This is a genomic window from Neptunitalea lumnitzerae, from assembly GCF_027924185.1.
GTDB classification, from domain to species: Bacteria; Bacteroidota; Bacteroidia; order Flavobacteriales; family Flavobacteriaceae; genus Neptunitalea; species Neptunitalea lumnitzerae.
This window is the reverse complement of record NZ_BRVO01000003.1, coordinates 283,653-297,810: the sequence shown is the minus strand read 5'-3', so window position 1 is coordinate 297,810 and position 14,158 is coordinate 283,653. Positions and strand designations below refer to the sequence as shown.

Annotated in this window: 11 protein-coding genes; 7 read left to right on the top strand and 4 right to left on the bottom strand. The window is 34.1% G+C overall.

The window, feature by feature from the left end; translation table 11 throughout:
- Positions 1–29 precede the first annotated feature (29 nt).
- The 3 genes from Y10_RS13680 to Y10_RS13670 all read right to left on the bottom strand — a co-directional run bounded on the left by Y10_RS13680 (position 30) and on the right by Y10_RS13670 (position 7,665).
- Complete coding sequence (locus Y10_RS13680; protein ID WP_281765969.1) at positions 30–2,945, bottom strand: lamin tail domain-containing protein; 2,916 nt, start codon at positions 2,943–2,945, stop codon at positions 30–32.
- Between the two features lie 693 nt (positions 2,946–3,638).
- Entirely contained in the window at positions 3,639–3,848 is a 210-nt protein-coding gene (locus Y10_RS13675; protein WP_281765968.1) for a hypothetical protein, read from the bottom strand.
- A gap of 76 nt (positions 3,849–3,924) precedes the next feature.
- A complete protein-coding gene (locus tag Y10_RS13670) occupies positions 3,925–7,665 on the bottom strand; it encodes a lamin tail domain-containing protein (RefSeq protein WP_281765967.1) in 3,741 nt (1,246 codons plus the stop codon).
- Positions 7,666–7,981: 316 nt separating this feature from the next.
- Between Y10_RS13670 and Y10_RS13665 the strand changes: the two genes are divergently transcribed.
- The 7 genes from Y10_RS13665 (at position 7,982) to Y10_RS13635 (ending at position 12,994) form a co-directional block, all read left to right on the top strand.
- The gene (locus tag Y10_RS13665; protein WP_281765966.1) at positions 7,982–8,752 is read left to right on the top strand and encodes a helix-turn-helix domain-containing protein; all 771 of its coding nucleotides are present in this window, start codon (positions 7,982–7,984) and stop codon (positions 8,750–8,752) included.
- Between the two features lie 72 nt (positions 8,753–8,824).
- A complete protein-coding gene (locus Y10_RS13660) occupies positions 8,825–9,451 on the top strand; it encodes an NAD(P)-dependent oxidoreductase (RefSeq protein ID WP_281765965.1) in 627 nt (208 codons plus the stop codon).
- Between the two features lie 107 nt (positions 9,452–9,558).
- The gene (locus Y10_RS13655; RefSeq protein ID WP_281765964.1) at positions 9,559–10,104 is read left to right on the top strand and encodes a carboxymuconolactone decarboxylase family protein; all 546 of its coding nucleotides are present in this window, start codon (positions 9,559–9,561) and stop codon (positions 10,102–10,104) included.
- Between the two features lie 185 nt (positions 10,105–10,289).
- Positions 10,290–11,174 carry a helix-turn-helix domain-containing protein gene (locus Y10_RS13650; RefSeq protein ID WP_281765963.1) on the top strand — a complete coding sequence of 295 codons (885 nt, stop codon included), beginning with the start codon at positions 10,290–10,292 and terminating at the stop codon, positions 11,172–11,174.
- Positions 11,175–11,184: 10 nt separating this feature from the next.
- The gene (locus tag Y10_RS13645) at positions 11,185–11,472 is read left to right on the top strand and encodes a hypothetical protein (RefSeq protein WP_281765962.1); all 288 of its coding nucleotides are present in this window, start codon (positions 11,185–11,187) and stop codon (positions 11,470–11,472) included.
- 17 nt (positions 11,473–11,489) lie between these two features.
- Entirely contained in the window at positions 11,490–12,554 is a 1,065-nt protein-coding gene (locus Y10_RS13640; RefSeq protein ID WP_281765961.1) for a family 16 glycoside hydrolase, read from the top strand.
- A gap of 47 nt (positions 12,555–12,601) precedes the next feature.
- Positions 12,602–12,994 (top strand): iron chaperone, encoded by a 393-nt coding sequence (locus Y10_RS13635; protein WP_281765960.1) that lies wholly within the window; start codon positions 12,602–12,604, stop codon positions 12,992–12,994.
- Between the two features lie 133 nt (positions 12,995–13,127).
- On the opposite strand, the gene Y10_RS13630 is transcribed toward Y10_RS13635, so the two are convergent.
- Entirely contained in the window at positions 13,128–14,156 is a 1,029-nt protein-coding gene (locus Y10_RS13630) for a hypothetical protein (RefSeq protein WP_281765959.1), read from the bottom strand.
- Positions 14,157–14,158: the final 2 nt, after the last annotated feature.

The window sequence follows — 14,158 nt, the reverse complement described above, 5'->3', positions numbered from 1 at the left end:
AAAATTACACAGCCATTAATCCAAAAGATTTATTTTTTAAGTATGATTTTCTTGTTTTCTTTAAAAGTGCTAGCCTCTAAAGATAAGATATATGTACCTGGTGTTACATCAAAAGAAACATCTTGGCTGTTAGCAGCAAGTATTTTCTTGCTAGTAACTTGTTGTCCAAGCATGTTGAATAAATGTAAGGTAGCATCTTCTTCTAAATTAACTACAGTAACAGTAGCACCGCTAGCAATTATTTGTGTATTATTTGTTGTAATACTATCTGTTGCAAGAGCTTCATTTGTTAGGCTAATGAAGAAATCTCCTGTTCCGTTGTATCCAGTAGGTAAGGTAACTTGGTAATCAGCGCCAAAAGTATCTAATTGCGTAGTTGTACCATTTAAGTTGTCTTGTAAATATACATGAACTCCTGCTGGTAAATTTTCAATTTGCGATAAACTAAAAGTTACTGTACCTCCATTGTTAGCAATAACTCCAACTGGAATTAGCATTTGATTAAATCCTGTAGTAGGTAAGGCTTGTATAGCAAGCTTGTTGTTTACATCGTTAGCTACAGAAGTGGTATATACACCAAAGTTTGAAGCTGTACCAGAAAACATTGAACTATCATAACCGTTATCAAAGCTAGTTGTAGCATCAGATACTAAATAAATATCGGTAGCAGAAATAGCGTTAACACTGTTGGCTACTTGTAATTTAAACATACTTAAAGTTTCTGGCTGAACATTAGCATGTGTATAGCTATTGGTAGTTTTGTAAAAAGTACTTGTTTCTACAGTTTGCATGTCAGTTGTAAAAGAGAAGTTACCACTACCACTAACTATAAATCCTTGCATTGGTGCAATATTAGTACCATTTAAAACATTAATAGTTACAAATTGATTATTCTCCCAAAACCATAAAGTGTTTTCATTTAAAACACCTGAATTTTGGTCTAATAAATCTGCAACCGTTACATATGATGGGTAAGGGTTACCTATTAAGTTAAAATCTCTAACACCACCAGCAGCTAAGGTTACCGCAATATTGTTAGTAGGAAACTCACCAGTTAAACTTACTGTTGCATTACTTGAAAGTAACGTAGAATATCCTGTACCAGAAAACCATGTACCATTTGTTGCGTTAGTTGCGTAAACATAACTATCACTTGAGGTAGTATAAGAAGCCAATCCTAAGTTACTACCAGTACCACTAGCTAAAGGAGCAGAAGAAATGTAATCTTCTAAAGAAGCTTCAACTACTGGAGTAGATATGTAATGCCATGTATTTGTAAGGTCTCTTTCTACCGTAATAATACCTTCAGCAGCATCAGTAACTACAATTGGAACACCAGAACCAATAGTAAGTTCTGAACCATTACCAATTAATAAACTATTTATTGTAATAGAACCTGTTGCAGCAGTTGGCTGGTTTGTTAATGATGCAGCAGTTGGAATGTAAACAGCATCAGAACTATTAGGTACCGTATTGTTAGACCAGTTTGCGGTATTAAACCAGTCTGTATCAACAGCGCCGGTCCATTCATTCACACGATATCCAGGAGTACCGTAGTCACCATTACCGTATTCAACAGTAGCGGTGTACCAGTTACTTCCTAAATCATTATCGGTACTGTTGTAGTGTTCTGAATTTAGTTCCATAGATGCCCCAATTGGGTCTGGGAATGTAGCTCCATCATCGTACGCCACTCTATCAATTAAGTCGTCGTTACATGAAATAGTAATACGATCTGAACTGTTTCCTAAATTAAATGTAGTAGGGTAGGTATAATCTAGTGTAACACCTCCATTAGCAGCAGTGTCTGAATTTTTACCAAATACTACAAACGCTCCTGGTGCAACTACCAAAGAAGTAGTTATTGTAAATTCTTCTGGAGCATAGTTAGAACCAATTGTAAGTCCTATCATGTCAATGTCATGATCAGTAGTGTTATATACTTCAAAATACTCACCATACGCATCATCTACTGCGCTTGGGTTTTGCATTATTTCTGTAATAATAAGATCTCCTTCGTTAGGGCAAGGATCACAAATAACATCTGATATAGTATCAGATAAAGTAATTCCATCACAGCTACCACCGTTTATTACAATATCCCAGTAGTCACCTTCAGTTAAACCAGAAATGGTTATAATACCATTAGTAACCGTTGTAGGATTATCACCACCAATTGTACCAACAGTTGAGGTTGTTACAGATTCAATTGTCGGGTTTGCATCGGTAAAAGGAATTGAAACGATTACTTGATCATTGTTAGCTCCTAAAGTTTCAGAGGTACAAGTGTAAGTTGGGGTGGCAAAAGTAATATTACAAACACTTCCAGGGGTAAAGGTAAAATCAGTATCATCAAATACTAATGAAGAAGCATTTCCGTAGGTAATCCAGTTAGAGTTGTCATTGATTAAATAAAGAAAGCCATCTTTATCTTGGTCATTTCTAGTCTCAACATATTCACCATTTACTGCACCCATATAAATTGCAGTATAACCAAGGGTTAAATTAGTGCCAGTAAGTGTTCCTGCTGAGGTAGCATCTTCACCAGCAAAACTTAAAAAGTTAACGTTGGTACTGTTGTAAGTGTTGTCATCCGTTTGATAAATGAAAACACCATCACCAGCATTTCCGAGTACAAAACTTCCAGTAAGGGCTGAAAGGGTACCTTGATCTGCTCCGGTAATACCACTCATACCACTAGTGGTTAGGGTAAATACATCACCAGCCGAAATGGTTGGTGTAATCCATTCTAAGAAGCCTTCTCCTGTATTAAAGGTTGCTCCATTCCATTCTTCGTCTGTAAAGAAAACCGTTTCTCCAGAAGGAATGTCTGATAAGGCAGCAATGGTAACATACTCATCGTTGGCATTAAAACCAACAATGGCAAAATCACCTGCTGTTAAGGTTTGTCCCCATGAGCAAGTAAGAGCTAGGGAAAAAGCCATGGTTAAGTAAAGGGACAATAAAGTCCTGGGTAATTTGATCGCCATAATTTCTATTAATTTTTAGTGCTTTAACAAAGCAGCTTTTCAGGAACAAATGTAAGAAAAACGTTTTGATTTGATGTTAAAATTACTTTACAGTATAAAAATACTTTGTTAAATATATTGAAGCATAATCAGTTGGAGTAAATAAAGTAGTTTTTATGTATAAAAGTGATTGTTGAGGTGTTGAGAGTTTTTGTTTGTAATGTGTTGTTAATCAGTATTTTATTTAATTATTTGTTTTTGATATTTCTATTAGAAATGATTTTTTGTTATAATAATTTAATTAAAGGCTGATTATTATGAAGATTAAACAATTATGAATATGTTTTATTTTGTTTTTGTTAATTTATGATAAAATGATTAAATCGTGAAAATGGAATGTTTAGAGGGTATTTTGCAATGTTTGTTTTATATTTTAAAGATATAATTTTTTAGCATTAACTTTCTGTTTATTAGTAATTTAATTAGGTTTTTTGTGGCTTTTAGCTGTATCTTTTACCTTAGGTTTTGTTTTTTTAACAGGAATTGTCTTAAAAAATTAATATCAAAAGTAGATATGTGTTAAAGTGCTGTTTTTTAATGTTTTAAACGAAAAAAAGGAGCGATTAAAATCGCTCCTTTTTCAAAGTGTTTACTATGCAAAATGTTAGTTTAGTTTTTGTTCAGTTCGTCAAAAAGAACTGCCTCTCTAAATCCAGTTCCTGGTGTAGCAGGACTTTGGGCTTGAGATTTTTTAGGGTTTAGCATAATGTAAGTTCCTAAAGCTGTTACTGCTGCATACTTACTGTAAGTTCCGATTTTTTTAAGAGCTTCTTTTCTCGTGATAAGCTCTTCTTGTTGATTTTCTTTTTTAGTAGCCATAATACTAATAGGTTTATGTATTGATATACAACTTAGAAGAACCTTCTATAAATTCTTCTAAGTTGTTGGTCTTAATTTAATTTCTGATAATAATTTTCTTAGTAATTTGAGCATTCTCAGTTTCTAAAGAAACAATGTAGGTTCCTGTTGTTACTGATACTTGGATTGATTGATTATTTGCACCTTGCAGGTTAGTTGTTTGAACTTTTTGTCCTAACATGTTGTAAACATTTAAGGTTGCATCTTGTTCAAGATTTAAAATTGTAACTACATTTCCTTTTGTAATTAATTCTGCTGTAGTAAGAGAAACGTTATCTGTGGCTAAAGCATCGTTAGTAATGTTTAAAAAGAAATCTCCAGTTCCGTTATAACCTGCTGGTATGGCTACTTCATAATAAGCTCCAAAAGTATCTAATTGTGTAGTGGTACCATTTAAGTTATCTTGTAAATATATGTGAACCCCAACTGGTAAGTCTACCATTTGAGATAAACTGAAGGTTACAGAACCACCATTTGAAGATATAACACCTACAGGAACTGACATTTGTGCATAGCCTGATGTTGGTATAGCTTGAATAGCCAATTTATTAGTAACATCGTTAGCAGCAGTAGTTGTATAAACGGCTAAAGCAGGGTTAGCGCTAGAGAACATAGAACTATCATAGCCATTATCAAATCCTGGTGTTGCACCTGGTACAAAATAAATATCTGTACTAACGTTTTGAACGTTGTTGGTTAGTGCAAGTCTGAACATTCCAATTTCTTCCTGGTTTACATTTTCTAATGTATGCGTATCGTCACTTGTAGTTTTGTAGAAAGTTGCTGTGTTGGTTGTTTGCATATCTTTTGTAAAACTAACAGCACCAGCACCACTAACAAAGAATCCTTGTGACGGAGCAATGTAACCAGCGTTTAATGTGTTTAAAGTAACATATTGTGTACCATCCCACATCCAAACTGTATTTTCATTTAACACTGCACTGTTAGCAGAAAATAAGTCGTCAATAGTTATATAAGCAGGATAAGGGTTACCTACCAAACCAAAATCGTAGGTACCACCTGAAGTAATAGTTGTGGTTATATCTGTAGTTGGTATAGTACCTGTAAAGCTTACCGTAGAAGCTCCAGATAATAAGGTTGTATAACCGTTACCAGATGTCCAGTTGCCTGTAGTAGCTGCTGTTGAATATAACCAACTATCGGTAGCAGTATCATACGATGCTAAACCTATATTACTACCAGTACCAGTAGCTAATGAATTATCAGCAATAAAATCTTCTAGAGTAAAATTGGCTACCGGAGAAGAAACTAAATGCCATGCATTTGTTAAGTCTCTTTCAACTGTAACAGTACCTTCTGAAATTCCTGTTACTACAATAGCTGCACCTGATGCAACTGTAAGTGTAGCACCAGAACCAATAGTTAGGTTGCTTATTGTAACACCACTTGTAATAGTAGGTTCGTTAGTTAAACCAGATAATACTGGTATAGCAACAGCATCTTCTGTAATAGGTACTTGAGTATCTTCCCAGTTAGAAGCATCTGTCCAAGCTGTACTTGTAGCACCTGTCCAATAATTTCCTTTGTATCTTGGTGTGCCGTAGTCACCGTCACCAAACGGAATTAGAGATTCAAACCAATTAGCTCCATTGTCATTATCTGTACTGTTATAACTAGCAAAGCTTAGTTCCATAGCTGATCCAGTAGGGTCAGGGAAAGCCGTACCACCGTCATATACCACTTCATCAATAACATTTCCAGAACCTGGGCAAGATATGGTTACTTGGTCTGCTCCGTTACCTAAGTAGAATGAACTGTGGTATTCATAGTCTACTTCAACACCACCATTAATAGCTGTATCAGCACTTTTTCCAAAAATCACATATCCACCAGCTGGTACAATAACAGAAGTATCTACTGTAAATTCTTCCGATGCGTTATTAGATCCTATAACAAGACCAAGCATATCAATTGCCGCCCCTGTAGTATTGTATACTTCAAAATATTCTCCATTGTCATCTGAAACAATATTAGGGTTTTGCATAATTTCAGTAATAATTAAATCACCTTCTGTAGCAGGGCAAGGTAAACAAATAACATCAGAAATAGTTCCTGAAAGTGTGTTACCGTCACATTCTCCTCCGTTAATGGTTAAGTCCCAAGCATCTCCTTCTGCTAAACCAGTAATAATAATGGTACCATCTGCAACCAAAGCAGGGTCATCACCACCAATAATAGCCCCAGTAGCTGTAGTACTTAAAGAGGTAATTGTATTCTCAATACCTGTATATGGGATACTAATGGTAACAGTATCTGCACCGTTGGTAATAGCATCACATTCGTAAGAAGCTTCTCCTAAAGCTATATCACATATAGCACAGTTAGAAGTAGGTCTTGTACCCAATACTGGGCAACTACCATAAGATTCTAATTCCACGTTATAAAGAGACCATGAAGAATATGTTCCGTCGTTATCGTAGTATTGAATAGCAATAAAAATATCGGTACCAGAAACAGACGATAAATCAATATTTTGGTCACCATCATTTGCTATAGTAGCAAGGGTGTTCCAAGAAGTACTTGTAGGGCAACCAGAGTAAGCAGTAGTATATTGTACTAATAAATCTGTTCCAGAATAGCTTTCAGAGCTTTCAAATAATAAAGATAAGTTAGTAACACCAGTAGTGTCTAATGGTCCAAAAACTAACCACGTATCAGATTCCTCAGTACATCCAGATCCACAATATCCATTCATGCTATAACTTCCTGAGCTGTATGTCCACTCGTCACCTTGCGTGTTCATAGTTACAGGAACCAATTCAAAAAGCTCGGCACCTGTGCTTAAATCAAAACAAGTAGTAGGGGCTGGGTCACAAATGGCAGCACCAACAGTTTCAATTATTGCAAGACCATCACAATCTCCTCCGTTTATTATAATATCCCAAGCGTCACCTTCAGATAATCCTGAAATTGTTATTGTTCCATCTGCAACAGTAGTAGGGTCATCACCGCCAATTACACCAGCACTAGAAGTTGTAACAGAAGTTATGTTAGAGCTGCTTCCTGTGTAAGGAATGCTAATTAGAACAGTATCATTATTATTACCTAAAGTATTACTGTTACAAGTATACGTTGCTTCTCCGAATGAAAATGCGCATGCTGATGGAGTAAAACTAAAATCAGTAGTGTCGTAAGTCATTGTAGAACCAGAAGTAGACCAGTTAGTAGGATTATAAATTTCAGCTAAAAAACCTGCTTGATCCAGACCAGTTCTTGTGCCGTCATATCTACCGTTATCTCCACCAAAATATATAGCAGTAGTGCCTTCTGTTAATCCAGGGGCTATAGAACCATCACCTGAATCTTCTCCAGCAAAGCCTAAAAAGGTATAATCATTACCGTTATAGGTGTTACTAGCAGATTGGTATATGTAAACTCCATCACCACTATTGCTTAAAGTAAAAGCACCTGAATGTCCGGTTACAGAAATAGTTCCAGATCCTTCAATATCTGTTACTCCACTTGTTTTAAACATAAAAACATCTCCTGCAGTTATGTTTGGAGTAGTAAAACTGAAAAAACCTTCTCCAGAGTTAAAAGATCCAGAGGTAGAAGCTTCTTCATCTGTAATGAAAATAATCTCGCCTGCATTTATGTCTTTTAATGCAACAAGGTAAACGTCTTCTGAATCTACTCCAACTCCGATAATAGCAATATCACCTGGAGAAAGGGTTTGAGCCTGCAATTGCGTAAAACCAAAAAATAAGGAAATACATAAAACAAGTAACCACTTGGTTAAAAGTAATTGTTTTTTCATAGTAAAATTAATTATTTCATTTTAGTGTTTGTGAACATGTAAGTTCTAAGGTTATTTTTTTGGAGCGTTCAAATGTAGGTAATTTGATAACTTAAAATCGGGTCAAAAATAACAATTTACCTAAACTTAACTACTTGTTAATAAAGGCTTTCGTCGTGTTTTTATGCTTTATAACGAAAGTGTTATTGAACGATTTTTTGTCGCTTTTTAAAGATTAAATTTGCAAGAGATTATTTGGTTTGTAACTGTTATGTGTAACAATGTGTTTTTAGCTATTGTAATATCTTTTATACATTTGCATCTATAGCCGTAATCAGTGACTCAGTACTATATTAAACCAGCAGAATCAATCTCACTCTTTGTAAAAAACATTGTGATTTTAGAAAACTTAGATGCTTCTAAGAAAAATTCTATTCCGTTTTTTGCCGATGGATGTCCGGGGTTAATGTATTACAATGCACCAAAAGGTTTGGTGGTAGCACCACATAACAAACAAATGCCACCTATATTTTTATATGGGCAAACCATACAGCCTATTACATTAGAGTTAGATGGTACTTATGTCATTGTTATTTTTCAGTTATATCCTTTTGTACTTCGCTCCTTTTTTGAGGTAGCTCCTAAAAGCATTAATGATGATTGTTACTATTTGGATGACGAAAAAGAATTTTTGCTAGGTGAATTGGTGGAGAAGCTTAAAAAACAAGATATTGATACTTGTGTACAAACTATTACGGAGTTGTTATTGTTTTATTTTGAAAAGAAAAAGCAACAGTTAGATTTTGATGTGTATCAAGCAATCGATTTGATTTTTGCTTCAAAGGGACAACAAACAGTACAGTCAATTGTAAATTCGTTAGGTATAAACAGAAGAACTTTAGAACGTCGCTTTTTGTTAGAAACAGGATTATCACCTAAGCAATTTGCTAAAGTTATACAATTTCAAACCTCATTAGTACATCTTACCTCTAAAGATTATAGCTCACTAAGTGATGTGGTATTTGAAAACGGATTTTCAGATCAATCTCATTTTATTCGTGTTTTTAAAGCTTTTACAGGTAGTACACCTAAAAAATTTACATTATAAGCAGTGTCGCTTTTATTCTATTTTCTTTTTACAGTATCGTTCAATTTTGTACCGTAATTAAAAAATAAGAAAATGAAAATTATTGTATTTGGTGCCAATGGTGCCGTAGGTAGCGAAATTGTAAAACAGGCACTAGAGCTTGGCTATATAGTAACTGCATTTGTAAGATCAGCTGAAAAGTTAGGGGCTTTACATCATAAGAATCTTAGAATAGAACTAGGCGATGCTGCTCAAAAAGAAGATGTAGAAAAAGCAATAAATGGGCATGATGCTGTGTTGTGTGCTTTGGGTGATGGGAGGAAAGGAATCATTCGTACCACAGGAACCCGAAATATAATCGTTGCTATGGAACAATTACATGTGCAACGCTTTATTTGTCAGACTACGTTGGGTATGGGGGATAGCTATCATAATTTAAATGCATTTTGGAAGTATTTCATGTTCGGTTTCTTTTTAAAAAGGGCATTTGAAGACCATAAGCAGCAAGAGCAATTAATTGCTAATACTAATTTAGCCTATACGCTAGTGCGTCCAAGTGCTCTAACAGATGGAGGTATAACAAATCAGTTCAAGCGCGGTTTTGGAGCTGATCAGAAAAAGTTAACCTTAAAAATTAGTAAGGCAGATGTAGCCAGTTTTATGTTAGCACAACTGCAAAGTAAACAATACATTCAAAAGTCGGTTAGTATTTCTAATTAGCGTTTTAGTACCCAGGAAATTTTGTCCATTCATTGGCGCCAACTATCCATTTTAGGGTAACGCGTTGGTTAGCATCTTTGTAATGTTAAACTTTAAAACATAAAAAAATGGAAGAAGTAAAAACTTTAGAATTTGCAGTACCAACAAAAGACCAGGTATCTACAACCAATCAAGCTATTTTTGATAATTTGAATAAAGCCTTAGGTTTTGTGCCAAATTTGTATGCTACCATAGGGTATTCTGCAAACGGTTTAGAACGTTTCTTAAATTATCAGAATGCAAAAAGCTCTTTTACTAACAAAGAAAAGGAAGCTATTAATTTAATAGTAAGTGAAGTTAATGGTTGTGTGTATTGTCTTAGTGCACATACTGTTGTTGGTAAAATGAATGGATTTACCGATGCAGAGATCATTGGTTTAAGAAAAGCAGAAAGTGATTCCCCTAAATTAGAAGCGTTAGTAATTTTAGCTGCTGATATTACAAAAAACAGAGGGACTGCTGCACCAGAAAATGTACAACGCTTTTTAGAAGTAGGGTATACCAACGAGCATTTAGTAGATTTGATTCTTCAAGTAAGTGAAAAAACAGCTATGAACTATTTACACAACCTTACTAAGGTACCAGTTGACTTCCCTGAAGCAATTAGTTTGTAAGCCAATCCCTAAAAATAGCTCTTTCCCATAACTCATTTATCTATATGGAAAGGGCTGTTTTTTGTTACAGATACAAATATATCTATAATTAAGAATTTTTTAAAAAAAAGTGAAATTATGTGTAAGCGTTAGGTGTATTATTACGACTTAACTTTTAAACTCACTAAACTTCAAACACCAAAATAATGACACAACCTGAGCGTTTTACGTTAATAGATCCGAAAACAGGAAATCTTGCTTTTCAAATTCGTACTATAGAAAAGGATTCTTTAAATCAGGTGCAACGTCTAAATCAATATTCCCTAATTTGGATTAAAAAAGGAAAAGGTCATGTGAATGCAGATTTTTCTGAATATGCCTATAATGAGGGAGCTATGTTTTGCTTTTCTCCTCACCAACCTTTTATGTTAACATCAGTAACAGATTTGGAAGCATTGGTAATTCATTTTCACCCAGACTTTTTTTGTATTTACAAGCATCAGAAAGAGGTAGCTTGTGATGGGGTGTTGTTTAATAATATTTATACATCGCCGCAGCTAACCATTACTGAGAGGGACCGTCTAAAATTGGATCTGTTAATAGACCAAATGAAAGATGAAATGCAGCAGCAAGGCTTAGCACAGTACGAGCTATTAGTGTCTTACTTAAAAATATTTCTTATTACCGCTTCTAGGTTAAAAACCCAACAACAAGAATCGCAGTTACAGCATATAAGTAATGAAAAGGAAGAACCTTTTGTATTGCAAAAACTGAAAGATTTTATCAACCTTCATTACAAAACAAAACACAAGGCTAGTGAGTATGCAGAAATGTTAACCATGAGTCAGAAAGCACTAGCTAAGCTAACGAAAACTTATTTTAATAAAACTATGACCGATTTAATAACAGATCGTATTGTTATTGAAGCTAAAAGAGAATTGTACTTAACAAATAAAACGGTAAAGGAAATAGCCTATGATTTAGGGTATGATGATGAGTACTACTTTAGCAGGTTTTTTAAAAAGAAAGCAGCTTTGTCTCCACAGGCCTACCGAGATAGTGTAGGTGTTGCCAAACCCTTATATACATAATAAATATACTATGACAGAAAAAGAGAAAAGAGAAATGATAGCAACCAGTTGGGAGCTTCACGCAAAGGTTGAAGCAGCCTATTTAGCACATCCTGCAAAGATGGGTGAAGCAGACTGGTTAGATAAACAACGATTACTTATGGCAGATATGGCGTTGCATTTGTTACAAACAGCTGTATACCCAGATGAAATTCGCTTAGATAAGCTACGTAATAATATGAATGCCATTTTAACCATTGGCGACCGTTTTTTACCTGAAGCTGAATTGATTAAAGCCACCGATAAACTTTTTGAATAAATTTTAAAAATCTACTTATGATAAAAATACTTAGCTTTTTTGCATTACTACTTTGTGTATATGGTAATGCACAAAATTTGATAGCGATACCTTTTGATAAGGCTCATTGGAAGGTTAATGAAGAGACTACTTTTGAAACATTTCAGGGAAAACAAACACTCGTGCTAAACGGAAAAGCACAAGTTAAGAATCTTGATTTTACCACAGGAATATTATCTGTTGATGTATATGCCAATAACAAACGAAGTTTTGCAGGCTTGTTTTTTAGACAACAAAATACAAATGCCGAAGAGGTGTATATGCGTATGCATAAATCTGGGCAAGTAGATGCAGTACAATATACACCAACGTTTAACGATGAATTAGCATGGCAATTGTACCCAGAATATCAAGCGCAGGTATTTTTTAAGCATACCGGATGGAATACTTTAACCTTACATGTTTTTGACCATAGTGCAGAGGTGTATGTAAATAATGAATATGTGTTAAGTGTTGAGAATTTAAGAACCAACCAGAAAAACGGAGCATTCGGATTGTTTGCATTGTTTCGCAACAGATTTGCTAATTTTAAGTATAGCAAGCAAGTACCCGAACAAAAGCCTCAAAAAATAGTAGAGCCTACTCAAAATAAAGCCATTATTAAAAAGTGGGAGGTTACTAAAGCTATGCCTTATAATGAGGCTACTTTTCAGTTAGCAACTTTTGCTAATGAGACAGTACAAATAGTACCTACAGAGCCTACGGGTTTGTTGCCTATATCAAAATATGTAAAGAAATCTTCTAAAGGTAATTTCGAGCAAAACGGAGAAGCCTTTGCAATTGCTACAACTCAAGTTGAAGTAGATGAAGATACCTTTAAAAAGTTTTCGTTTGATTATAGTGATAAAATAAGGGTGTATGTAAATGGTGTGCTGTTGTTTAGTGGTTCCAATGCTTTTAGAGCTAAAGGGGTACAGTATATGGGGCATTTGAGTTTGTACACTAATAGTTTATATATACCACTGCATAAAGGTACTAATACCATTAGTTGTGTTGTAATAGATAAAGCCAATGGTTGGGGACTTATGGGAGCATTGGAGTAGCTAGTTTACAATAATTGCTATTTTAGTAGTTCTAAAAACTAATTACGATGGCCAAGAAAGGACCTATGCCTACTTTTAAAACGATTGATGATTATATCAATCATCAACCCCCTGAAGCGCAAATCATGTTACAAGAGATTAGAGCATTGGTAAAAGAAGTAGCACCTGATGCTGTTGAGGTGCTTAATTATAAAGTACCTTCCTTTACTTTGGTACCCAATGGTAAGCGCGACCAACAGATTATGATGGCAGCCTATGCTAAGTTTATAGGTTTTTATCCGTTTCCTACAACTATGGAGGCTTTTGCAGAAGAATTAAAGGAATACAAACAAGGAAAAGGTTCTGTTCAATTTCCATTCAACAAACCGTTACCAACCGATCTTATCAAACAAATGGTAAGTTATAGAAAAAACGAAATTCTAAAAAATTGGAAAGGATAAGTGGAGTTTGGAATATTTGATGGAGGAAATAAAAAATAGTTCACTTTCTTCGTCTTTTAAAAAAATGATTTTCGCAGACGAAAAAAGTGAACTCTTATGTTAAAAATATATATAACAGTTTTGCTTATATTATTTAATTAGACACCGTTTCTGAGGAGTGTATTTTAGAAGTTATTTCTTCTGCTAAGTACGTAGTGAAAATGTTTGCACCTTCATTATTTAAATGTCCAATGTCAAAAGAATACTTCACTTCATAAAGCTCACGATACTTGTTGTAATCGTTTAGCTTAATAATATTATTACTAGGTAGTTTATTGCAAATAGGTACTAATTCTTTATAGTGCTCTAAAGTTAATCTAGGAGGTAGAATATAAATCAATTGAATTCCTTTTGCTTTAGATTTGTTGATAAGATTCTTTAAAAAGTTTAAGTGGTAAGTATTTTCCTTGCTTTCTGCTATAGGCGTTAATGTGGCTTTAATTCTGTCATTTAGAGCTGAAGTGTCAGCTCTGAAATCATTCCATCTTTTCATTAAAGCACTATTACCTTTACTCATTTTACTTTCCAATGGATCAAAACCATTTTTACTAACCTTAGTAAGGTTTAAAGCTACTTTTGTAATGTTAGAAAATATTGAAAAATCATAATAACCATACAAATAACTTTTAAAGTATGAGTCTGACATTTCTTTTTTTTGTTCTTCTGTATAATTTGAGTTTTCAATATAGTTTAAAGAATAGTCAAGATACTTTTCGGTATTCCAATAACTACCTTTAGTAGTTTCATAATTATTTTCGGAATATTGATATAGCGCTTGTAATTCTACAAATGCTAATTTTATTTCTCCATTAGTTTTATTATCTATAAAGTTTTCGTATAAATAATAAGATTCAGGGTTGTAAGTGCCTGCAACCGAAAGATTATAGGAGGAGATATTGTAATCATTTAAAATCGAATCTAGTAATGTTGTATTTACATGTCTGTGAATTCTGCTTGAACCAAAGAAAACAGTATTGAATTTTTTCGATTTTGAATCGAAATCTTCCAGTTTAGTCATAAAAGTAGCATCACCAGTATAATAGGGAAGTACATGTTTTTTTATAATCAGAAGGAATAAAAATATAGCACCAAAAATGAATGTTTTTAAAAGGAATTTTTTCATAA

Coding starts and splice junctions, on each gene's coding strand:
- Y10_RS13630 (WP_281765959.1), bottom strand. CDS start 14,156: ATGAAAAAATTCCTTTTAAAAACATTCATTTTTGGTGCTATATTTTTA.
- Y10_RS13680 (WP_281765969.1), bottom strand. CDS start 2,945: ATGGCTTTTTCCCTAGCTCTTACTTGCTCATGGGGACAAACCTTAACA.
- Y10_RS13670 (WP_281765967.1), bottom strand. CDS start 7,665: ATGAAAAAACAATTACTTTTAACCAAGTGGTTACTTGTTTTATGTATT.
- Y10_RS13655 (WP_281765964.1), top strand. CDS start 9,559: ATGGAAGAAGTAAAAACTTTAGAATTTGCAGTACCAACAAAAGACCAG.
- Y10_RS13650 (WP_281765963.1), top strand. CDS start 10,290: ATGACACAACCTGAGCGTTTTACGTTAATAGATCCGAAAACAGGAAAT.
- Y10_RS13675 (WP_281765968.1), bottom strand. CDS start 3,848: ATGGCTACTAAAAAAGAAAATCAACAAGAAGAGCTTATCACGAGAAAA.
- Y10_RS13645 (WP_281765962.1), top strand. CDS start 11,185: ATGACAGAAAAAGAGAAAAGAGAAATGATAGCAACCAGTTGGGAGCTT.
- Y10_RS13635 (WP_281765960.1), top strand. CDS start 12,602: ATGGCCAAGAAAGGACCTATGCCTACTTTTAAAACGATTGATGATTAT.
- Y10_RS13660 (WP_281765965.1), top strand. CDS start 8,825: ATGAAAATTATTGTATTTGGTGCCAATGGTGCCGTAGGTAGCGAAATT.
- Y10_RS13640 (WP_281765961.1), top strand. CDS start 11,490: ATGATAAAAATACTTAGCTTTTTTGCATTACTACTTTGTGTATATGGT.